18 protein-coding genes, 1 tRNA gene and 1 pseudogene are annotated in these 21,968 nt (G+C 40.4%); 11 read left to right on the forward strand and 9 right to left on the reverse strand.

Annotated features, from left to right (window positions below; all coding sequences use genetic code 11):
- The 5 genes from BN200_RS08520 to BN200_RS03960 form a co-directional block, all read left to right on the forward strand.
- Positions 1–937 (forward strand): tol-pal system YbgF family protein (locus tag BN200_RS08520; protein WP_019221172.1); only part of this gene is annotated, 937 nt, incomplete at its 5' end.
- Positions 927–2,420 carry a tRNA lysidine(34) synthetase TilS gene (gene tilS, locus BN200_RS03945; protein WP_019221173.1) on the forward strand — a complete coding sequence of 498 codons (1,494 nt, stop codon included), beginning with the start codon at positions 927–929 and terminating at the stop codon, positions 2,418–2,420. The genes BN200_RS08520 and tilS, both read left to right, overlap by 11 nt.
- A 115-nt stretch (positions 2,421–2,535) precedes the next feature.
- Positions 2,536–4,689, forward strand: a complete 2,154-nt coding sequence (gene ftsH / locus BN200_RS03950; RefSeq protein ID WP_019221174.1) for an ATP-dependent zinc metalloprotease FtsH — start codon at positions 2,536–2,538, stop codon at positions 4,687–4,689.
- A gap of 797 nt (positions 4,690–5,486) precedes the next feature.
- The gene (gene glmM / locus BN200_RS03955; RefSeq protein ID WP_019221175.1) at positions 5,487–6,860 is read left to right on the forward strand and encodes a phosphoglucosamine mutase; all 1,374 of its coding nucleotides are present in this window, start codon (positions 5,487–5,489) and stop codon (positions 6,858–6,860) included.
- 385 nt (positions 6,861–7,245) lie between these two features.
- Entirely contained in the window at positions 7,246–7,431 is a 186-nt protein-coding gene (locus BN200_RS03960; RefSeq protein ID WP_019221177.1) for a hypothetical protein, read from the forward strand.
- Between the two features lie 1,989 nt (positions 7,432–9,420).
- Here the strand turns inward: BN200_RS03960 and BN200_RS03965 are convergent.
- The gene (locus tag BN200_RS03965; protein WP_034988739.1) at positions 9,421–9,858 is read right to left on the reverse strand and encodes a phage holin family protein; all 438 of its coding nucleotides are present in this window, start codon (positions 9,856–9,858) and stop codon (positions 9,421–9,423) included.
- 3 nt (positions 9,859–9,861) lie between these two features.
- Positions 9,862–10,188: an ElaB/YgaM/YqjD family protein gene (locus tag BN200_RS03970; RefSeq protein WP_034988934.1), complete on the reverse strand. Its 327-nt coding sequence runs from the start codon at positions 10,186–10,188 to the stop codon at positions 9,862–9,864.
- Positions 10,189–10,656: 468 nt separating this feature from the next.
- Here BN200_RS03970 and BN200_RS03975 point away from each other — a divergent pair, with 468 nt between their 5' ends.
- The gene (locus BN200_RS03975; RefSeq protein ID WP_019221182.1) at positions 10,657–11,499 is read left to right on the forward strand and encodes a MotA/TolQ/ExbB proton channel family protein; all 843 of its coding nucleotides are present in this window, start codon (positions 10,657–10,659) and stop codon (positions 11,497–11,499) included.
- The gene (locus BN200_RS03980) at positions 11,496–12,074 is read left to right on the forward strand and encodes a biopolymer transporter ExbD (RefSeq protein WP_019221183.1); all 579 of its coding nucleotides are present in this window, start codon (positions 11,496–11,498) and stop codon (positions 12,072–12,074) included. Before BN200_RS03975 ends, BN200_RS03980 begins: the two co-directional genes overlap by 4 nt.
- Positions 12,075–12,150: 76 nt before the next feature.
- Here BN200_RS03980 and BN200_RS09150 read toward each other — a convergent pair whose 3' ends face one another.
- The 6 genes and pseudogenes from BN200_RS09150 to BN200_RS04010 all read right to left on the reverse strand — a co-directional run bounded on the left by BN200_RS09150 (position 12,151) and on the right by BN200_RS04010 (position 17,045).
- The gene (locus tag BN200_RS09150) at positions 12,151–12,306 is read right to left on the reverse strand and encodes a dCTP deaminase/dUTPase family protein (protein WP_019221184.1); all 156 of its coding nucleotides are present in this window, start codon (positions 12,304–12,306) and stop codon (positions 12,151–12,153) included.
- A gap of 238 nt (positions 12,307–12,544) precedes the next feature.
- Complete coding sequence (gene dut / locus BN200_RS03990; RefSeq protein WP_019221185.1) at positions 12,545–13,108, reverse strand: dUTP diphosphatase; 564 nt, start codon at positions 13,106–13,108, stop codon at positions 12,545–12,547.
- A 148-nt stretch (positions 13,109–13,256) separates the two neighbouring features.
- On the reverse strand, positions 13,257–14,066 hold the full coding sequence (locus BN200_RS03995) for a VIT1/CCC1 transporter family protein (RefSeq protein ID WP_019221186.1): 810 nt from the start codon (positions 14,064–14,066) through the stop codon (positions 13,257–13,259).
- Positions 14,067–14,993: 927 nt separating this feature from the next.
- Positions 14,994–15,521 (reverse strand): annotated as a pseudogene (locus tag BN200_RS10080) (type II toxin-antitoxin system PemK/MazF family toxin).
- A 330-nt stretch (positions 15,522–15,851) separates the two neighbouring features.
- Positions 15,852–16,424: a disulfide bond formation protein B gene (locus tag BN200_RS04005; RefSeq protein WP_019221190.1), complete on the reverse strand. Its 573-nt coding sequence runs from the start codon at positions 16,422–16,424 to the stop codon at positions 15,852–15,854.
- A 12-nt stretch (positions 16,425–16,436) separates the two neighbouring features.
- A complete protein-coding gene (locus tag BN200_RS04010; RefSeq protein WP_034988936.1) occupies positions 16,437–17,045 on the reverse strand; it encodes a YqaA family protein in 609 nt (202 codons plus the stop codon).
- A gap of 314 nt (positions 17,046–17,359) precedes the next feature.
- Between BN200_RS04010 and BN200_RS04015 the strand changes: the two genes are divergently transcribed.
- Positions 17,360–17,444 (forward strand) — tRNA-Leu (locus BN200_RS04015).
- A gap of 700 nt (positions 17,445–18,144) precedes the next feature.
- Here BN200_RS04015 and BN200_RS04020 read toward each other — a convergent pair.
- Positions 18,145–18,336, reverse strand: coding sequence for a hypothetical protein (locus BN200_RS04020; RefSeq protein WP_034988743.1), 192 nt, complete (start codon positions 18,334–18,336; stop codon positions 18,145–18,147).
- A 1,867-nt stretch (positions 18,337–20,203) separates the two neighbouring features.
- Between BN200_RS04020 and BN200_RS04030 the strand changes: the two genes are divergently transcribed.
- From BN200_RS04030 to BN200_RS04040, 3 genes are read left to right on the forward strand one after another with little or no spacing between them, the layout of a single operon-like run.
- Positions 20,204–20,770, forward strand: a complete 567-nt coding sequence (locus BN200_RS04030; RefSeq protein WP_019221196.1) for a hypothetical protein — start codon at positions 20,204–20,206, stop codon at positions 20,768–20,770.
- Between the two features lie 10 nt (positions 20,771–20,780).
- A complete protein-coding gene (locus BN200_RS04035) occupies positions 20,781–21,302 on the forward strand; it encodes a hypothetical protein (RefSeq protein ID WP_019221197.1) in 522 nt (173 codons plus the stop codon).
- Positions 21,303–21,349: 47 nt separating this feature from the next.
- Positions 21,350–21,919 carry a hypothetical protein gene (locus BN200_RS04040; protein WP_034988938.1) on the forward strand — a complete coding sequence of 190 codons (570 nt, stop codon included), beginning with the start codon at positions 21,350–21,352 and terminating at the stop codon, positions 21,917–21,919.
- Positions 21,920–21,968 lie beyond the last annotated feature (49 nt).

Consider the following 21,968-nt stretch of genomic DNA (forward strand, 5'->3'; position numbering starts at 1 on the left):
GGCGGTAGAGAAGGCTGTTGATGCTGCCACGGATAAGGCTGCTAATGCGGTAGACAAAGCTGCTACAGACCCCTCTTTGCAGGGAATGGTGCAAAGTCGAGAGTTTATTTTAGAAAATCAGAAGACTCTGTTTAAAGACTATGATTTGGATAAACTCTTGCATAATATACGGATGGTGCTTGAACATAGTAGTTTGCAAAATGTGCAAAAGCAGTTCCATCAGCTTTTTGATAAAAAAGACTCTGCTGTTTATCCCTGTGCTTTTGAGAGTGCTGATGTGGATAAAAATTTGCAGGCTGTAAAGGAAGAGTGGAAGGAGCAGAGCGCAAAAGGTGGTGAGAAAACTGTTGCTGATGGGGAAAGTCATACTGATAAAAGCCGTTTGCAAGAAATGCATGATCCTGTGAAAGAGACTGGTGAACATCTCAGAGAAATGTATAAAGATGTAGAGGAAATAGAGGGGCGTGTAAAAGAAGCATATAACTTTTTAGAAAAAACGCATGAAAAAACAGATCATATCGAACCAAATCATGGTGAAGATTCCTCTCTTTTCTCTTCTCAAGCACTGTATAAAAAAGGGTATGACTTCATTCTTTCTGCCAATTATGTTGATGCCGAAAAAGCCTTTTGTGCTTTTCAACAGCGTTATAAAAAAGATCCTTTGAGTGATGATGCTTTGTTTTGGTTGGCAGAAGCGCTGTTGGGACAAAAACGTTATCATGAAGCAGCACAAGTTTATCTTCATGTATGGTATGCAGATAAAAAGAAGCTTTATAGTTCCGATATTTTGCTCAAATTAGCAAGAAGTATGGTTGCCCTTGAACAGAATAAAGAGGCTTGTGCACTTTTTGCAAAAAGATCAAAACATCAGAACACGTTGGAGTCTGTCTTTTGTAAGCCTCTAAAAAGGAGTGGAATCGTTCACAGTGTGCGTTAGACTGGCAGGAAATCTCTTTAAAATATCAGATTTTATTCAGTGTCAAAAGTTGATACTTGCAGTCTCAGGCGGAAGTGATTCGCTCGCTTTGTTGTTTCTGGTCAAAGACCATTTGAAAACTCTCTCTGTTGCTCCGGAAATGGTTGTTGTGACCGTTGATCATCAGTTGCGTCAAGAATCAGCACGTGAAGCTTCAACCGTTGCGGAAATTTGTCGTGTCCATCATATTGAACATCGCATTGTGCGCTGGGAGGGTGAAAAGCCAAAGACCCATATCGCTTCAAGTGCTCGTGTCGCACGCTATGATCTCCTTTTTCAAGAAGCACAAAAACAAGGCGCAACACTTATTATGACAGGGCATACGCTTAATGATCAGGTTGAAACTTATCAAATGCGGTTTCAACGCCTTCAAAAGAGTGCAGCTCTTTTGCACAGGCAAGCCTTTGTAGAGCAGTGTGAGAGAGTGGGGGCAGGAGACCTTGCGGGTGTTTTGCACAGGCAAGATTTTGCAGAGCAGTGTGAGGGGACTGCAGCGGGAGATCGTGGAGAAGATATTGCCAAAAAAAACGATGGGTTGGTCTATGAGCGCGGTTTATCTTGTATTCCGCGTGAAGCGCTGTTGCGTGGAACTGTGCGCTTAATTCGTCCGCTCCTTGGTGTAAAGCGTGAAACATTGCGCGCTTATTTACGCTTAAAGGAAAAAACATGGATTGAGGATCCAACCAATGAAGATCGCAATTTTGAACGCGTGCGTGTGCGTCAATCCCTTCATCCCCAAAAGTTCGCCGTTATTGTGCAAAACGTTCATGAAGCGACGCTTCAACGTCGTCAAAAGGCAAAAAATATTGCTGATCTGATTTTAGCGCTGGATATCACTGTTGAATATGGACGTTGTTTTATTGCAAAGCCTGCGCCATTCTTACAAAAAAATCCAGATTTTCCTTTTGTCGTGGGGCTCTTCACTGTCTTGATGGGTGGAGGCTTCTATTTGCTCCCTCATAAAAAATTAAGCAGCCTTGTTCAAAAAATTTCTCTTCATTCTCCAGAAAAACAGCGCTTTACTTATGCAGGATCTGTTATTGAATATAACAGAAACGGAATCGCTTTTTGGCGTGAAGCGCGCAATATCAAAGAAGCTCTCGTTGAAAAAGGACAAACCTTTTTATGGGACGGGCGCTATCAGATTACAAATCATGGTCATAATGCCATAAAAGTTGGAGCAGCTGAGGTGCAACAGTTGAAATCTCTCTGCAAAAATAACAATTTCAATCTTGAAAACATCCATTTTCCCGCTCTAAAATCGCTGCTGATGATCTCAAATGACAAGGGATGGGATATTCCAGAGTTAACTGATCACATTGCTGTGCAAAACACTCTCACCATAAAGCGCGTTATGGCTCCTTTCGATTGGCTTGTGTCTTGCGAAGATGCAGCTTTTGTCAATGTCGTGCGGCCTTTTTTTGATATTGAGGTGAAAAGATAAAGAAAAATCACTCTAAAAGAGAATAAACACCCTCTCATATCTTGGCAAGGGGCTGACAAGGTTATATGTTAAGGGGTAGCTCGTTAAAATTTGTATTTTATTAAGTGGAGTTGATATGAATTCCAATTACCGCTCTCTCCTCATTTGGGGAGTTATTGCCTTGATTTTGATTGTATCGTTTTCTCTCTTTAATGGAGATAGCCAACGTTCCGGAGGTGGAGAGCTCTCCTATTCCGAATTCTTGCAGAAAGTTGAGAATAATGAGCTTCAGGCTGTCACTATTCAAGGACAAAAGTTAACAGGAAAAACCGTTGAGAACAGAATCGTTTCAACTTATGCTCCACGGGATCCAGGCTTGATACAAAAATTGGAAAGCAAAAATGTAAATGTTAAAGCTGTTCCTGAAAGTTCTGGCAATAGTATCTTCCTCAATCTTCTCTTTTCCTTGTTGCCTGTTTTGATTATCGTTGGGGCTTGGATCTTCTTTATGCGACAAATGCAAAGTGGATCGCGGGGGGCAATGGGATTTGGCAAATCAAAAGCAAAATTGCTCAATGAAGCCCAAGGGCGCGTTACCTTTCAGGATGTCGCTGGCGTTGAAGAAGCAAAGCAGGATTTACAGGAAATTGTCGATTTTTTACGCGAACCACAAAAATTTCAACGCCTAGGTGGCCGTATTCCACGTGGTGTTTTGCTTGTTGGTCCTCCAGGAACAGGTAAAACTTTGCTGGCGCGCTCTGTGGCTGGTGAAGCCAATGTACCGTTCTTTACCATTTCAGGGTCCGATTTTGTCGAAATGTTTGTCGGTGTTGGGGCAAGCCGTGTGCGTGATATGTTCGAACAGGCTAAAAAAAATGCCCCCTGTATTATCTTTATCGATGAAATCGATGCTGTCGGGCGTCATCGCGGTGCCGGATTAGGAGGCGGAAACGATGAACGAGAGCAAACCTTAAACCAGTTGCTTGTCGAAATGGATGGATTTGAACCCAATGAAAGTATTATTCTCATTGCTGCTACAAACCGTCCTGATGTCCTCGATCCTGCTTTGTTAAGACCAGGGCGCTTTGATCGACAAGTTGTCGTGCCAAACCCTGATGTCTCTGGTCGTGAACAAATCTTAAAAGTGCATGTGCGCAATGTGCCGCTCGCTCCTAACGTGGATATGAAAGTTTTGGCAAGAGGAACGCCAGGATTTTCTGGTGCTGATCTGATGAACCTTGTCAATGAAGCTGCTCTCATGGCTGCTAGCCGCAATAAAAGAGTTGTCACCATGCAAGAGTTCGAAGATGCAAAAGATAAAGTCATGATGGGGGCTGAACGCCGCTCAACCGCTATGACACAAGAAGAAAAAGAACTGACCGCTTATCACGAAGCAGGTCATGCTATCGTCGCTCTTAATGTGCCTGTGGCTGATCCCGTTCATAAAGCAACAATCGTGCCAAGGGGAAGGGCTTTGGGAATGGTGATGCAATTGCCTGAGGGTGATCGCTATTCCATGAGCTATCGGTGGATGATTTCTCGTCTGGCTATTATGATGGGTGGACGTGTAGCCGAGGAATTGAAATTCGGAAAAGAAAATATCACTTCTGGGGCGTCTTCTGATATCGAACAAGCAACAAAATTAGCACGTGCAATGATTACCCGATGGGGCTTTTCTGATTTGCTGGGAAATGTCGCTTATGGTGATAACCAAGATGAAGTCTTTTTAGGGCATTCCGTTGCACGAACACAAAATGTCTCTGAAGAAACAGCACGTATGATCGATGCTGAGGTGCGTAAGCTTATTGATGATGCTTATACAAATGCTACCAAAATTTTAAAAACAAAAAAGAAAGAATGGTTCGCTCTTGCCCAAGGTTTGTTGGAATATGAGACTTTAACCGGTGCTGAAATTCAAGAAGTTATCGCAGGAAAGCCTCCTTCACGAACCCAAAAAGATGAAAATGCTGCTCCGCGGACTTCTTCTGTTCCTAAAACGGGAGCAAGTAAAGCCGAATCCGATCAAGAAATACTCAATGAAAAAGATACGCAGAAAGCAGAGGAAGAGAAGCAAAAGCTAAAAGCTGGAACAGAAAAAATAAAATCCAATCATGCTAAACGCAATGATGCCAAGTCTAAAGAAGAAAAATCTCTTGGGGCTGAGAAAAAAGCACAAAGCACAAAGAACCCTCCCAAAGCAGATAACCTTTCTGCAAGTAAAGCAAATGCTGAAAAAGACTTGAATGCTGCTGGACGTAAAGGCAAACAGGAACCTTCTAACGAAGCTTGAGGGGCTTTGTTTTGCAAAAAATCCTACATCAAATTCTTTAAGGCAAAATGAGCATTTTGCCTTAAAGCTTTGAGGAGGTCTTTTAAAAGGGAATATAAAACAGGTAGTGCATTGCTTTCGGATTCGCCAAAGCGCATAAAACAGGTGGTGCGTTTTGGATTTAGCAGATTGCGATAAGGAGTTTTGTTCCTCGTTTAGAGGAATGCCAGAGCAAGCTGGTGGAGTTTTTAGCAAAAGCATGAAGGCATGGGTGTGAGAGGGTGCGTGGTTATCTTGTGGTATTTTAGAGCCGGTGGAGGAGACAAAGGTATTATAGAACAACACGATATAGTGCCGTATTCTCAGTTTGGAAGGCAATATAAAAACAGGTAGTGCATTGCTTTCATGTTTGCCAAGAGGGCCTAAAAATAGGTGTGCATTTTAGTGTTAGGAGATTGTGGCAAGGGATTGTATACATTTTTAGTTTACAGAAATGCCAGAGCAAGCTGATGTTGTTTTAGCAAGAGCGTGAATTATAGTGTGAGAGAATGCGTGGTTATCTTTGTGCTGTTTTAGAGCCGGCGGAGAGACAAACGAATTATAAAAAACATTGTTGAATGTGGAGGGCATAAAAGTATAGTAAATGGTTTCGAGGTTTTAAAAAATCAGAGATTTGTGCGAGGAGATAGATGTGGGGTGGGTGTCTTGATTGTCTGAAAAAATGGTGGAACTCAATGACCTCTTGAAAGGTTTTGTGCTATGAGAGTTCTGCTTGGTTAAGACTGCAAAAAAATGAAGTGTGTATAAAGGAAAGAGGGATGCCACAGAAATATTTTGGTACAGATGGAATTCGCGGCAAAGCCAATGTTTTTCCCATGACACCAGATTTTGCTATGAAAGTGGGAATGGCTGTAGGGGTTTTGTTTCGATCACAACGTCAGTCGCGTCGTGTGGTGATTGGGAAAGATACCCGTTTGTCTGGTTATATGCTCGAAAATGCCTTGGTTTCAGGATTTACTGCTGCTGGAATGGAGGCTTTCTTATTGGGACCTGTGCCAACACCTGCCGTTGCTATGCTCTGTCGTTCGTTGCGTGCTGATCTGGGGGTGATGATTTCTGCTTCCCATAATCCCTTTTATGATAATGGTATTAAACTTTTTGGTCCTGATGGTTTTAAGCTTTCAGATGAAATAGAAGAAAAAATTGAACAATTGATCGATACAGATCTTTCAAAATCTTTGGCAAGTTCTGCCGAAATTGGCTACGCAAAAAGAGTCGAAGGGGATATTTACCGCTATATCGAATATGCCAAACGAACTTTGCCACGGGATGTTCGTTTGGATCATGTGCGTATCGTTGTCGATTGCGCCAATGGGGCTGCTTATAAGGCGGCTCCGCGCGCTTTATGGGAATTGGGAGCAGAGGTTTTTGCGATTAATGATACGCCAAATGGTACCAATATTAATCACAAATGTGGTTCAACTGATTTGGCTTCTTTAAAACAAAAAGTTCATGAAGTGCGCGCTGATGTGGGCATTGCTCTCGATGGGGATGGAGACCGTGTTCTTCTTGTCGATGAAAAAGCACAAACCGTTGATGGGGATCAGTTGATCGCTGTTATCGCTGAACATTGGCATAAAACGGGACGCTTGCAATGTAATGGTGTTGTGACAACGATTATGTCAAATCTTGGACTCGAACGCTTCTTAAACAGTAAAGGCTTAGATCTTGTTCGGACAAAGGTGGGGGATCGCTATGTGGTCGATGCGATGCGTAAAAAGGGATATAATGTTGGAGGGGAAGCTTCGGGGCATATTGTGCTCAGTGATTTTGGTACAACCGGAGATGGATTAGTGGCTGCTTTGCAGATTTTGGCTTGTATGCAGACAAGTCAAAGTTCTATGAGCCATCTGTGTCAGCGCTTTGAATCTGTGCCACAAATTTGCAAAAATGTAACGATTAAAAACAAAAATGTGCTGAAAAAAGATCCAGTCAAAACGGCAATAGAGCAAGCAACACAGCGTTTGGGAAAAAAAGCAAGGCTGATAATTCGTGCTTCTGGAACTGAGCCTGTCATTCGTATTATGGGGGAAAGCGATGAGAAAGACGTTTTGGATACTGTTGTGACAGAAATGGTGGATGTTATCGCACATCATGATGCGCCTGTGGAGGCTTGCCTTGAGAAATCTTGAGTTTTATTGCGGTAATTTTCGCAATCATCAACCAAGATTTTTAGCAAAAAGTGTGATCTGTTTTGGATGCGATGATACGAGAGGGGAGGCTCTTGCATATCATAATACTCTTGCAAAACTGTGTCCTTGCTTTGAGAGAGCGTGAAGGTGATGAGAGAATTTGCCGAATAATCAAGGAATATTTTTTAAGAAAAAGTTTTGACAGATGATACGTGCTTCTGGGACAGAGCCTGTAATTCGTCTGATGATTGCATGTATCAATGCAAAATTTACGAGCTATATTGAGAAAGTTTTTTTAAGAGGGACTTGTTTTTGCGGAAGAGCAAGAGTGTGCAAATTGGCTGGTTGAGGTGAGAGATGAAGTTGCTGATCGGTTGTTTTATGTTTGGCAAAAAAGCTTTGGTTGGTGATTTACTTTTCTAAAAACAAGCCCATTATCCGTGTGATGGTCGAAGGCGATGAGAGAGAAGTTTTGGAGGCTATTGTAACAGAAATGGTCGGTGCTCTCGCACATCATGATGCGCTTGTGGGGGCTTGCGCTTTAAGGAAATGTGAAGGATTTAGGATCTAGTGCTCTGTATGATGATGTGTCGACAAATTTCAGATTAAAATAGTTTTACAGTGGCTTGAAAAAAATACGTCATTATAGAAGCAATAAAAAAAGCATAATGCCTCTCTAGACAGTATAGCCTTTATGTAGTGCTTCCAGTACTGTTATAGAAAATTAGAAATTATCGTATCTTGTAAATGCATTAGAGAGAGCTCTTAAGAGATTTTAGAAGCATTTTGACCGTTAGTTTAAAAACGTTTTAAATATCGCTGCCATTTTTCAAAAGTGCTCTATCTCACTGGTGGTCTTACGTTTCCTTCGGGCATCATTTCACGATATACGCTGTTAGCAGTAGCGCACATTAGAGTTGTGTTTCTAAAACGAGTAAGCTCATTTCCTATTATCAAATGCTCTGTACGAATAGTTTGTTCCTTTATGATAAGGCCATTTGGAGAATCCAAAAATTTTTCTGCGTACTCAAACATTGGATCATTAAAGTTCGTTCCAAATTTTGACTTGAAGAAAGTATGTTCTATACGATCCCACTATTCTTGTATTGCATTGCGTGAGTTTTAAACTTTTCAAGTTCAGTTTTTAAGTCATTAAAGACAAGTTTTGGCATAGTTTTGTCACCTTGCCATAAATCAGCAAAGCGTCCACAAAAAACAAGCACTCTGGGATAATGTTTTAAAATATCAAATTTTGGGGGGATTGCTTGGCAATGTTATTAAATACCTCCAAAATTGGTTATTGTCATGGGGTATGTCTACAGTACTTCCCATCAACGTTTTTAAATATTCCTACCGATTCTTTTGCTTTTTTTAATTTCTGGTGGTATTCTCAGCCTTTATAATTATTTTTACGTACATATTCTTTGTAAGTCTATCGTACTATTCTAAACTCCCTACGCTAAGCTCGTATATCTTGATAAAACTGCTATCGAAAAAAAAGCTATCAATATTACGATGAGTGTTATGGATGAGGATTTTATCGCTTAAACCTCGATTATGATAATAAAGTTTTTTAACTGATTCACACTGAATGTATCAATATGTGTTATTTGCGTTGCTAAAGTGTAGTCAATCGCATTGAATAACACTGTTGTGCTTATATGTCTTGTCTCTAAAGAGGATGAAATATAGTTTAAAGTCCCTGCAAATGCGGTTTTTTATTATTGGGAGGGAGGGTTTTATAACATCGGAGAATACAAAGCAGGTTCCATAATCAATAAAAAAGCGAATTCTATCAAGAGCGTGTAAAAGCTATTCCTAACAAGATGGTCCGTATTTTAAAGGAGGCAATCATTAAAGCACCGTATGAGCAGCAGGCAGTCCATATGGTCATGAGGGGGTGAGCTTTTATTGCGATAAAGAAGGCAAGGGTTTGCTTAGTGGTTTTATTTCGTTTTGCTTGGTACAAGTGTTGCTTTGCAAGTGACAGACGAGAATGGGGGAGTGATTAAGATAAGAGGTTGTGTGGAAATCGCCCTTTTGCTTCATGATAACGAGACAAATTAAGATTATTCCAAAACTTAAGGGAAAAAGACTGGGAAAACAAAAAGGGTGTTTTCTTTTCTAAGACAAGAAAACACTGCGGTGGTTAGAGATGTACAATGGTTAGAGATGTACAATGGTTAGAGATGTACAATGGTTAGAGATGTACAATGGTTAGAGATGTACAATGGTTAGAGATGTACAATGGTTAGAGATGTACAATGGCATATCCTAATCTGAAAAATGGTTTTTTTTTCTAAAAGAAATAAGTTGCAAGTCCAAAAATCAGAACGCTCAATTTCGCAAAAGGTCAATGTCTGCTAAGCAATGCAACACTAGAAAGTGTTGCCTCTGTCATAAGTAGATGGCGTCTTTCATCCGATTTCTTTTGTTGTTCTCTCTACACCTGTAAGGATGAAGGCTTCTAAAACATTGCTCGATGAGAGGCAAAAGAGATACCTTCTCGCGTATGGAGAAAGTACCTCGGGGGATGAGATGTACAATACAGACTTTGATCTTAAAAACGGTCTTTTTTCTCTTTTTTCCACAAGAAATAAGTTGCAAGTCCAAGAATCGGAACGCTCAATTTCGCAAAGGGTAAATGTTTGCTAAGCAATGCAACACTAGAAAGTGTTGCCTCTGTCATAAGTTGATGGCGCCTTTCCTCCGATTTCTTTTGTTGATCATAGTGCTGATAGGCTTTGAGAAAGCGGCCGATTAAAATGCCTAAGGCTGCAAGAAAAAGCCAAAGGAAAAACACCACACTGGCTGCTGTAACAGGTTTCATCATTGAACATAACGCAATAAAACCAATGACAGATAAAAAGATCAAAGACATAAATAAGGAAATGCCAATAATTACAAAGCAAATCGCTTGGAGACGGACTTGTTTGACGGTGCTTTTCAGCCCCCCACCGACAAGATGGTTTAAAAGAGGCGCGAGAAACATAAGCATGCCTTAACGACGCAATAAATGTGCTAGAATAAAACCAAACCCTGCCGCAAACAGAACGCTTTTGCCAGGATTTTTACGAACGCATTCGTTCATGGTTTGTTCAAGGTCGCCGATTTTGTCTTTTGCTTGAGAGAGAATGTCTTCACTATTTTCCTTGGCAGAATTATACAGTGCTTCCGCCTTATTTTGGGCTCTGTTCAATTTGCTCGCACCAAGATCTGTCAATGTTGAGGTGATAACGGAAATTTCAGTGCGTAGCTTTTCTAATTGTGTTTGTAGATCTCTTTCTGATGCTGTTTTATTATGCTCTGTGGTTTTATTATTGGCCATAATGCTTTTGCCCTCTCTTAAATCATTCTTACGCGTTATCATTCTTGTGTGTTCATCGTGATCATTTGCTTTGGAGTAAAAATTTTCACTGCTTGCATAACGTTAAACAATTTTTTTAGTTCCAGCGCTTTGGGCAATTTTAAATTGTTTTTGATAAAATCATTCTTGCTTTTTTGATCCGTGTTGCCTGTGAAAAGCATTTGGCTGCTTTAATCCTTTAGAAAAATGCGGTTGCTGTTTTAAGATAAACGGATTTTAATTGTGTATAGGAAAAAATTCTTCATTAGTCCCTCTTGAAAGAGGTTTTTCCTGAAATAAAACTATACTCGATTTATCAAGTTTTATTTTTTAGACTCAGCGTAGGGTGGCATGAAAAGGGAAGTGGTATTGTGGCAAAGAAATGCTACGCCGGTTGATGGCACAGATGTAAAATCAATAAAGTAAAAACCACAATAATGTGAGACAGAAATGGAATCTGAAACAGTACCTTTAGACACCCAAACTGCTGTATTTGCGGCGCATGATCTTTCTCCTTTTTCTATGTTTATGGCTGCTGATTTTGTGGTGAAAGCCGTTATTGTGCTATTGTTGCTGGCTTCTCTGGCATCTTGGACAATCGCTTTTGTGAAGATCATTGAAATTACCTTGGCAAAACGAAGAGCGCGTCATGAACTGCGCGTGGTTTTGAGTGCTCAAACCTTGACACGTTTGGCTGCTAGCTTGAAAGACAGCAAAGGACCTGGTGTGTTTTTTTTAAAAGAAATGCTGAAAGAGGTCTATCTTTCCACGCAAAAGGTCAATTTTATTGCAACGGAAGATTCCAGTGAAAGACAGGGTGGACAAACGGCTACTTGTGAAGATGCTTTCTCCTATGCAGAGATTGCGCGATATGAAGAGACTGCTCGTGATGTTAATGAAGGCTTGAAGGAGCGTGTGCATTCACTTTTATCGCGTTGCTTGTTGGCTGCTACACGCCGTGTTGCATGTGGCAGCGCTGTTCTTGCAACTATTGGCGCTATTGCTCCCTTTGTTGGTCTTTTTGCAACCGTTTGGGGAATCATGAATTCTTTTATCGGTATTGCTGAATCGCAAACAACACGGCTTGATGTTGTGGCTCCTGGAATTGCTGAAGCCTTGCTTGCAACGGCTATCGGCCTTTTTGTAGCTATTCCCGCTGTGGTGATGTATAATAGCTTGATGCGTGCTTTGAGCAGTTATCGCAATGATTTGGGCGATATTGCTGCTGCACTTGAGAGACTCTTGAGTCGTGAACTCGATAGACCCAAACAACAGAAAAGTCATAAACAATGAAAGCAAACTTTAGTGAGGATTGGGATCTCGATGAAGGTGGATTGCACAACGAGATCAATGTTACACCTTTCATTGATGTCGTTTTGGTGTTGCTTATTGTTTTTATGGTTGCTGCACCTTTGGCGACCTCTGTTATTCCCGTTCAATTACCTTCTATTACTCACGCACCTTCTATGATCCAGCCTGACGAGCCCCTTTATGTGACTTTGCAGAAAGATCATTCTCTTTATGTTGCTGATCATCTTGTTAGCAGAACAACCTTTGTAGAAGTCTTGTTGAAGGAAACAAACCAAAATCGAGAGACAAAGATTTTGATCAAAGCTGATAGTGAAATCGATTATGGAGCTGTGGTGGATTTGCTTAATCAAATACGTACTGCTGGATATACAAAAGTCGGTCTTATGGGGCTGCAAAAATCTTCCAATGTTGCTGCACAAGGTGCAACAAGTGATGGAACAGCAGGTAAGACAGAAACTGTAGGGATCAATGTTACAGGTGATGCTGGTATGGCGGTGACAAGCGATGCGGTAAACGCCCATACGGCTACGGTGGAAACTGTTTCTCCTGTAAAATAAATAGATTGCCAAGAGAGAGACCGCTTTGTCCTTTATTTCTGCTTTATCCTGTTAATCCTGTCCTGTTGCACTAAAATTATCCAACATTTGGTTTTTTTCTGCCTCGACCTTTTGTACCTCGGCTTCCTGCATTGTTTTTTGTGCACCCATTTTGCTTTGGTACAAGGGCGCAAACATTGACTTGAAGAACAGGTGCGATAACCGTTTGTACAATACGCATGCTTTGTTTCATGGTGAAGTCTTCTTGTCTACAATTGAATGCACAAAACTTTGACTTCACTACCGGCTAAACGCACTCAATTGTGCCTGGTGTATTAAGGCATGTGATGGTGTGCTTCAAGGTTTAGTGAGAGCGTGGACGTATTCGTGCTGCAAATCCAGGAGACAAATGAAAGATCAGTCCCGTTGGAGTGAGCATATGCTGTGCTGGGGCTGGGATAATCGTTTCCTGCTTACGCAATGGGCTGCTCTTAATCGTGCCCTGTGGAACCAAAGCCCCCTGTGCCTCGGCTTCCTAAACCCGCATTGTTTTTTGTGCACCCATTTTGCTTTGGTGCAAGGGTGCAAACATTGACTTGAAGAACAGGTGCGATAACCGTTTGTGCAATACGCATGCCACGTGTAATGGCAAAGTCTTCTTGTCCACAATTGATAAGCAAAACTTTGACTTCACCGCGGTAATCGCTATCAATTGTGCCTGGTGTATTAAGGCATGTGATGCCGTGCTTTAAGGCTAAGCCAGAACGGGGACGTATTTGTGCTTCAAATCCAGGAGACAAATGAAAGATCAGTCCCGTTGGAATGAGGGCCCGCTGTCCAGGAGCAAGCACAACTGTTTCCTCTTCAGCAAGTGCTGCTCGAAGATCAAGACCAGAAGATCCCGCTGTGGCGTAGTGAGGAAGTTCTAAACCTTGTCCGTGGTCAAGGCGTTCGATCAATAAAGTTGCTTGTGGTGAGGGGGGAGGAGATGATTGCGACAAAGAAGAGAACTGTTGGGAAGAGGACTGTTGGTTGTTCAGCTGCTCATAGGGCATGGTCAAAGCATCTCCAGAATATAAACAATAAACACAACTGTAACAAAACAGTCTTTTCAAAACAAGACAGCAAAAGTTTACAGATGGGAAAATGATTTCTCGTGTTTATTTTGTATAATGAATTTGTGCTTTTCATGAGCGTTTATTTTCAGATACTACCGATAAAAATACCCGTGGCAAAAACTAGAGCGCCACCAATGAGCACTTGTAAAGATGCTCGCCAAAATGGAGTCGCCATAAATTTATTTTGAATCCATACGATGGCCCAGAGTTCGAAGAAAACAATAATAAATGCAATAATTGTGGCGACGTAAAAAGAGTGGATCAAATAAGGAAGCGCGTGACCTAATCCTCCTATTGTTGTCATAATGCCGCTGGCAAGGCCTCTTTTCAACGGAGAACCTCGGCCTGATAATTTACCGTCATCATGAGCTGCTTCTGTGAAGCCCATTGAAAGACCTGCTCCAATCGAAGCTGACAGCCCTATCAAAAAGGTTTGGTGCGTATCACCTGTTGCAAAAGCTGCTGCAAAAATTGGAGCAAGCGTAGAAACAGAGCCATCCATTAAGCCTGCAAGACCAGGCTGAATCCATGTTAAAAGCGTTTGCTTTTGTGCTTTCGATGGCTTTTTGGTGGTGTGCGTTGTCGTTTTCGTTTGGGAGTGTGTATGAGATCGTTTGCTTGCTAAAAGAGCAGACCGACCACACGCTGAATCTATCGTTCCTGCGCGATTGCTACAAGAAAGGCACAGAAGCTGCTTATAATTTTCAAGCTCTTGCATGCTCATTGCGGTAAAAATTGCTGCTTGCTTAGGAGAATAAAACTCTAAAGCTTTTGCATATCTTAGATAAAGAGCCACACGCTGTTCTTTTGCTTTGAGCGCTCGAAATATTACTCTTTGTGCTGAACGAAAGAACAGAGCTTTACGTTGTACAAATGAAAAAAACGATCTCAACATTTTCTGTTCCTTTGCACTTTAGAATAATTCTAAAGATATAAGAGAAAAACAACGAAAGTCAATCTAAAATTAAAGAACTGAGAAAAGAAAGGGATGAGAAATAAAGTGCGTTTCTCTATGAGAAGAATAAAAATTCTATGAGAAGAATAAAAAACTGGCTAAAAACACCACCTGGGCAGAAAAACTGTCTGTGAAAAGGGGAAAACAAAATGCTGGATGGCTTCTCCAAAGGAAGCGTTTTGGTGGAGGAGAGGGGATGAATGAAGAGTCTCATGAGAGGTTTGTGCTGGTGCTCTTTCTCGTGAGAGAGGCGGGTAAGATGCAGCGCTTCATTGGGGTTGATTTTCATGTATAAAACATTGATTTATAATGATATAAGCGTTACTTTTCTTGAGTTGGCTCCTGAGTATCGTGAGATTTTCTTATTTCAAATCTGTTTATGTTGAATCACTCAAAACCCTTCGCTTGTACGTCTAAGCGGGAGTAGCCTGTGGACAAAAAACATTAAAGAAAGAACTAAAATGCTTTTTACGAATCGTCTTACGTGCCAAGAAGTTGTCGCAACATTTGGGATGGCAAAAAGAACGATATTGCTCGTTTGCTTGCTTAATAAGCATAAAGAGCGAGAGATGTCTGAATGAGTACTCGAATAAACAGTTCTTCAAGGTTGCTCTTTATGAAACAGCTTTCCCAACATTAATGGACAAAAACGACAATCTCTTTGTTGTTTGCAGCATCTGGTGAAATTTGGGGGCTTCACCCTGTTGTCCTCTCCGTTATGGGATAATGCTTATAATCTTTCCACATATTTTAAAATCACGAAAGGAGCGGTTATCCACTCCTTTGTTCCTATCTCCCCTTGTGGAGAAGCGGCCACCATTACTGATGCCGTATATGATGCGATATATAAACTTATTTTTTAAAAAGTTAATGGTGTAAACGTGGTAAATATTTGAGCATAAGCGCTACAATTTTATGAAATTCTTCCTCAGATACTCTTGGCATCGTATGCGAGCAACTTGAGCGATTGACACAAACTGTCGTAACATAATTACAGATAATCCATGCCTTTTTATGTTCTATGGGAGATTGTATTGGATAAGCAGCAGGATTATTCCGTTGTGATTTTGTGGTAAAAGGTAAAACCGGTAACATTTCCATGGAGTCTTGCATTCTTAGACAGCACTAAAACAGGCTGTTTTTTCCAAAATTCAGGCAATATCGCATCATGGGGAAAATCGCACCAAAAAACTTGTCTAATGCGTGGTGCTGATTCGTGGCTTTATATGGGGCGGCTTTGTATAGGGAGCATTTAAGTCTCCTACTCGTTTATGTTCCCGCCATGCATCACCATCATGTTCCATCATGATATGCGGTTCTTCAAGTTGGCATATATCTAAAAGATTGGGTGACGGGGGGGGGAGTAGGAGGCGTTGGTTTTTTATCCTCAGTCATGGCAGACCATCCGTATTTATTGGTCCCACTCACTTATTATTTTATCGCTTTTCTAGCGTCGAACTTCTATCAAAATATTGCTTGTAAGTACAGAGAGAGAAAACAATAAAATATTTGCATCTGTTATTTTGTTTTTAAGTTTGATGCTTGAAGAGAGGAAAGTTATGAGAAGCGCATGCTAGGAGTGCAGGGAGGATGTTTGGAAAAACGGGTGACCGGTGTTGAGGGCATGGCGGTGCTTTGAGAAGGTTGATAGATATGCTTTGTACGAGCTGCGTGCATCTATGGGGTGGAGAGTGTGCGGGAAGAGCTTGGCTGTTGTGCTCTGGTTTAAGGTTTTTTATAGCTTGCCAAGAGCCCTTTTGAAGCAACATATAAGCTGGTAAGCATAGAAAAGAGGCTGATCACGACATTCCAACCAGCAAATGAGAGAAACAGCAAGTGTAGGGATGCTTCAGAACAAGAAGGCGGATGGATGGCATTTAATTGAGTAAAGAGCTGGTTGACGTCTGTTGTTCTTCTTATCACGTTTACACCACAACTGGGGGGGGCTGGCCAAAAGCCATATTCAACACCCGTATGATACACTGCTAAAACAAAACTGATGGTCATTAAGACAAAAACACACCAAAATAACAGATGCACCCAAAAAGATGTGCGAAAAAACCATGTTCCAAAACCGGCTAAAAACAAAAATGGCAGAGAACCGTAATAGGGAAGACGTTCAATGAGGCATAAGTCGCAAGGAAGATATCCTCCAAGATGTTCAAAACCAAGTGCTAAGCTTATTATGCTTGACAGAAAAAAAACAAGAAAAAAAGCCCATAAACTCTGCTCTTTTCTGTTTGATTCACCATGAAGATGCTGGTGCAGAAGATGCCGAAAAGATAAATTATGTGCCATTGAGCATGTTCCTTAAAATGAAAGCTGCTTGTTCACAAAAACTATGAAAATTCCATAGATTAGCAACAGGGTAACACAACCAATCAGAACAATCCATTTGAAATGGCGGGTCAGAAAATGCATCGCTTGACGTCCAAAATGCTTAATTAACCATGCTAGAAGGTAAAAACGAGCTCCCCTTGCAAAAATACAGGTAAGAATAAAAAGTCCAAGATGCACACCCATAACGCCCGATAAAAGCGTGACAATCTTGATAGGTGGAAGATGTAAAAAACCTGAAGTAAGCAGTAAAATAACAAGAAATTTCAGTGTCGCATTGTTTTTCAATGCTTGAAAACTTTCAACTTTACCGTAAAATTCTAAAATCGGTTTGGCAAGTGTGTCATAAGCAAAGTGACCAATAAACCAACCAGCAACCCCTCCCAAAACAGAACAAACAGTCGCAATAAAGGCATAGCGATAAGACTTCTTGGGATGCACAAGGGATATCGGAATATACAAAACATCTACAGGAATCGGAAAAACAGAACTTTCAATAAAAGCAATGAACCCAAGCCAATATGACGCTGTGCGTCGATTCGCTAAAGAAATCGTCCAAAGCTTTAGTTTATTCAATATCATCAGATCTTTCATAAGCTTAACAGGTAAAAATTTTACGAATTGTACTCTATAAACCAGTTTGAGCAAGGAAACGATAAATCCTCTGAGGAGAGCCACTTCGTCAATCAGATAGGGCAAAACTCAACCAAATCCAATAAGAAAAACCTTCTATAATATCTTCTATAATAATGAATAGAAAAAAGATCCATCTCATCGCGATGGAGCAAAAATAATACGATTTTTTTAAAAATAAGAAGTCTACTGTTGACGAATCTGTTCTTCTTCCTATAGTGCAGGGGGGTAATGGATGAAGCTGTCCTTATATAATATAGTGTGCGGGTGTGGTGGAACTGGTAGACGCGCCAGACTCAAAATCTGGTTCCGAGAGGAGTGTCGGTTCGAGTCCGACCACCCGCACCACTTATAGATTCTCTACAATATCACTTGAGAACGCTGTTTATCTCATTTCATTTGTAAATGATTGTTTTTATTTCATTAATTGTTTTTTATATACGATTTTGATATCTGATGAATCCGCCGAAAGCGCAATTCAAAAGGTGGTTTGAAAAGTGCGTAGGAAAACAAGAACGTCTGATAAATTATCCGTTTTATCTGTAAAAAATTGCCTTAAGGCAAATAGGCTCATAGAGCTGGACTTATCACACTGTTTTTCTTTCTTGTTAATTTTCACTGTGCTTTCTGGTGAGAGCAGTCTATGTTTCTTCCTTGTCATGCGTGCATCTTATTGCGGGTCTCTCTCATGGTGAGATCACAGGAGAGCGCTCTAGGCAAAAGTAAAAAGGCTGCTTTAAAGCTTTTGTGAAGAGCAAAGCTGCTTTCGTCTTCAAATCATCGTTTTCATCTTGGAATGATTGGATAAAAAGCTTTTGATTTTATCGGGATTGCTGCTTGCTGTTGCAATCGTTTTTATCCTTTTGTAACATATTGATTTTAAAGATAAATAATCGTTTTCCAACTTGAAACAGAACCCCCAATATCGTAAAATTCTCTCATCATGAAACAATTTAAATTACTTGTTTGTATGTCATAAGCGGAGAGAGTGTGGGGGTACGAACTGGATAAAAATTGTACAAGAAAAGAATAAAAATGCCGAACGCTTTCATGGTGTTACACCCATCACGCAAAACAGAACGCTATTGGATTGCATATGAGGTGCATATTCACGGGCTTGTTTTAAAGACACATCTCTTAAACATCTCTTAAGGCACCAAAGCCCATTTTCACAACAGCGCCGAAGGGTATAATGAAAAATCCACCGTGCACCATTCTCTTTACGCTTATGAAGATGCACGCCAGCACCCTCAGACTCACACCATTATACTCTTTGACAGCTCCAATGTTGTGCCAGCCCTCATAATAATATAAAATATTGATTTATAATGATAATTTATCGTTTTATAACTTGAATGAGACACTCCAATATCCTGAAATTCTCTCATTTCAAATTTGTTTATGTTTAAATCACTCAAAATCATTCGCTTGCACGTTACAAGCGGGATGAGCGTGTAGATAAAAATTGTTAAGAAAAGAGTAAAAATGCCGAATCGTCTTAATGCCGTGGATGGCGTAGTATTTTGAGCTGACAAAGAAGTAATAATGCCGGTTTTTTCTGTGTAAGGTGGTAGTGCACGGTGGATTTTCATTATACCCTTCATGGGCGCTGTTGTGAAAATGGGCTTTGGTGCCTTAAGAGATGTGTCTTTAAAACAAGCCCGTGAATTGGTAATCGAATGGCATTTTGTTTTATATTAAGGGGCGTGGTCCTATTCAGAATGTGAGAAACAAAATCGTGAAGCAATACCCAATCCCCATTATTGAAAAAACAGTGTTGTGGATGCTTGGGAAAGTCCAATTCAAAGGAGGAAAGTAAGGCAGCTGGTTTTTGTCTTTTACGGCTTTATATTTTTCCAGGATTAGGCTGTATGCACATTTTAGAGATGACACTAACAGAGAAAAACAAATGCAATACTCTCTTCTCGTGCTCATCGGGGATGCAAAAGTTTATACAGCTCGTAAGGGACTGAACCGTCTTAACCTTCTGTGTCAAAGATGCGGTTGTATTAGGTTTTAGATGTTGATTGATAGATAACAGCAAAAGAACCGGCTTTTATGAGATAAAAAACGCTCTAAAACCACTGATAAAATGGCTCTGAATTGGAGAGATCTTCCGACTTTTAAAACATTTGCAAAACAACAACCATCATATAACTGGCTTTCTGTCTGCTTATCCTTACAGCTGTTCGTACAAGCCCTTTGTGTCATATTTTTGAAGAGCAGGTTGACGACGATCTATGGATAATTTCTGCTGAGAATAGAAAAGAAAACGTGATGTTCCAACAGAGTTTCGTATGCTCCTATCGTCAAAAGCAATCAAAGTGATTGAAAAAGCCCGTTGTCTTGCTCAAAGTGGTTTTCATTCTTTCTTTTTCTCGTCAGACTCCCATTGCAAATCGTATTTCCATTTCAGAGAATGGCATGAAAATAAGCGGCATAAAACCTCGATTGTGTTGTGAAGACTTGTAAAGTTTGCACAAACTGTCAACGCTTTTATTATCAAATAAATCGAAGGCATTTCTTGTGAATTCTTGCGATAATCCTCTGGTTCATTTTTGAAAAGAGAGGTTGTTTTCTCTTACATCTTATGTAAATTATGCAAAGCTCTGTTTTCCATTCCTCCTAGAACAGAGCTTTTTGATCTGCTCTCTTTTTAGGATTTTTTATTGGAATTGTACTCTTATGCTCTACAGTTTCATATTCTCCAAAACGGTTGGCAGATCCCTCGACTCGTGTAGCGGAAAATGCATGCTGTTGTCATTTATGCGGTCAACCCTTGAAAACCTCTTAAAAAGAGGGGATTGAAAACGTTCATTAAAGCTGTTAAAGAGTCTTCTAATGTGTAAAGTGTATTGAAGATTCGCACATAAGTGCCGGGTTGGGTGGTAAATAAAAGGTGGGGAAAGCAACGGTGCTTTTTTCTGAATATTCTTTGGTTTTTATAACTCACTGGCGATTTTGTAGCGCTGTGTTGGCTTTTCTTTCTTTATCTTGATATAGTCAAGTGGAAAGGGCGTGAATCTGTTTTACACAGTAGCCTTATTGAGGGGCGGTGCTGTGCAATAGAATAAAGCTTAAAATATTGAAGAAAGGGGAATAGAAGCATGACAAAAGATACACAGCCGCAACACCAGTTTGTTAAAGCACAAGGGGAGAAGGGGACTGTATCATATTCAGCATTTGAGAAAGAATCTAAAATTCTTTCGTTTAAAGACGCACTGATTTTGTCAGCGAAAGATTATAAAATAATTTTCTGCATATCTTTGCTCGCTTTTCTGCATGTGTTTGTTCGCATTGTTGTTTGGGGTGTTGTTTCCGGTGGCTTCTTTCTAATATATTCTCTAGAATTTTCTCATATGATATCTCGGGAACAATTTCAAGGAATGGTGCAACAAAAACTTAAGGAAATCTTCTTGGAGATGCTGCAAGGATTGTCTATGCAGCAGATGCAAGAGCAAATGATACAGTTTTTGCACAACACTAATTTGAATGCTTGGGAGGCTTTTCTTTTGCTATTGCCGCAGATACTGTTAGGATATGCTCTGTTCCTCTTTCCGACCATCTTTTTACTGCACATCATTGTGAACCGTGAATTAAAAGACATGATTCAGCAGCTGGAAAAAGCGCCTGAGCAATCTGACAGACTAATCACGCCACATAATCCAATATAGGGGGAGAGAAGTGACTTATTTCATATTCTTGAGCATAGTCTTTTCGTTAGTGGTTGCTGTTCTTATATTTACTATGGTTGCTATTTTTACTATTATGACAATCATCGCAATCTATTACTCTTTTGTTAAGCGTTTAGCACTGTTGTTCAAAATGGCACGGAAAGTGAAAAAAACTGCTCTGCAGCGATTGAACAATTGTGAAAGAGAGGGGGAAGTGCAAGATTTAGCCCTTGATACAGCAATGAACCCTCTTTCCTTTCAAAATTCTCTGCGTCTTTCTGGGAAAGAATATAAAAGAATATTTGCCATCTCTTGTATGCTATTGATCTTAGGCATTTTAGGGTATGTGGGTATGTTCTTCGTTCCCTTAGCGCAGCGTGAGGCTGGTTGGGATGGGCTGTTCTTTCTATCTCTAATACCGTTTTTTTTCTGGGCATCTGTTTTCGTAACTTTACCTGTCGTTTTGATGTTCTACAGTATTCTCAATTATAGAGTGAGAAAAATGCTTGAGAAACTGCAACAGATCGTCTGAGAAAAAATGAAAATTGATCACTCTATAAAATGCCAGAGGGGAAAAAATTGATTATTTTTAAAATATTATTAGGTTTAGGGATTCTGGGGTTTATCATAACCGCTATTATAGTCTTTATGGTTATCGTCGGATTGCATTATTTTTTTATCAAGCGTGCCAGATTGTATTTTAAGATAGGCAAGGAATTGCAAAAAAGTGTAACGCAGTTGAGCAGTTCTGAGAGCGGAAAAAAGGTAAAGAATTTAATCCTTGATAAGCAAGAAAGCCTCCTTTCCTTCAAACAATCTCTGATTTTGGGGGCAAAAGATTATAAAATAATCTTTTTCAGCTCTGTGGTCCTTGCGGTTTTCCAAACTGCCCTCTCTATTGTCAACATGATGAGGTGGAGTGACGAAGCTTTGTTTCTAGACGTGTTGACAGATAGCCTCTCGATATGCGTTGTTTTATTGATGCCTCTTATCGCGGTTCTTAGCATCATATTGACTGGTAAAGTGAAAAAAAATATTCAAAGTCTAGAAAAAGCAATTCGGCAACGAGATGAGGCGAGGACTCTGCAAAATGCCATGGAGCAAAAGTCCCTGGGACAAAATGCTAGAGGGGGAAAACATGACCAGTAGTTTTGTAACATTGTTTGCTGTGCATGGCTTGTTTTCGATAATAATGAGG

The organism is Bartonella senegalensis OS02 (genome assembly GCF_000312545.1).
Lineage (GTDB): Bacteria > Pseudomonadota > Alphaproteobacteria > Rhizobiales > Rhizobiaceae > Bartonella > Bartonella senegalensis.

Excerpts from the sequence above, each read along its gene's own strand:
- ftsH (WP_019221174.1), top strand. The coding sequence starts at position 2,536 with ATGAATTCCAATTACCGCTCTCTCCTCATTTGGGGAGTTATTGCCTTG.
- glmM (WP_019221175.1), top strand. The coding sequence starts at position 5,487 with ATGCCACAGAAATATTTTGGTACAGATGGAATTCGCGGCAAAGCCAAT.
- BN200_RS03965 (WP_034988739.1), bottom strand. The coding sequence starts at position 9,858 with ATGCTTATGTTTCTCGCGCCTCTTTTAAACCATCTTGTCGGTGGGGGG.
- BN200_RS03970 (WP_034988934.1), bottom strand. The coding sequence starts at position 10,188 with ATGGCCAATAATAAAACCACAGAGCATAATAAAACAGCATCAGAAAGA.
- BN200_RS03975 (WP_019221182.1), top strand. The coding sequence starts at position 10,657 with ATGGAATCTGAAACAGTACCTTTAGACACCCAAACTGCTGTATTTGCG.
- BN200_RS03980 (WP_019221183.1), top strand. The coding sequence starts at position 11,496 with ATGAAAGCAAACTTTAGTGAGGATTGGGATCTCGATGAAGGTGGATTG.
- BN200_RS09150 (WP_019221184.1), bottom strand. The coding sequence starts at position 12,306 with ATGAAACAAAGCATGCGTATTGTACAAACGGTTATCGCACCTGTTCTT.
- dut (WP_019221185.1), bottom strand. The coding sequence starts at position 13,108 with ATGCCCTATGAGCAGCTGAACAACCAACAGTCCTCTTCCCAACAGTTC.
- BN200_RS03995 (WP_019221186.1), bottom strand. The coding sequence starts at position 14,066 with ATGTTGAGATCGTTTTTTTCATTTGTACAACGTAAAGCTCTGTTCTTT.
- BN200_RS04005 (WP_019221190.1), bottom strand. The coding sequence starts at position 16,424 with ATGGCACATAATTTATCTTTTCGGCATCTTCTGCACCAGCATCTTCAT.
- BN200_RS04010 (WP_034988936.1), bottom strand. The coding sequence starts at position 17,045 with ATGATATTGAATAAACTAAAGCTTTGGACGATTTCTTTAGCGAATCGA.
- BN200_RS04030 (WP_019221196.1), top strand. The coding sequence starts at position 20,204 with ATGACAAAAGATACACAGCCGCAACACCAGTTTGTTAAAGCACAAGGG.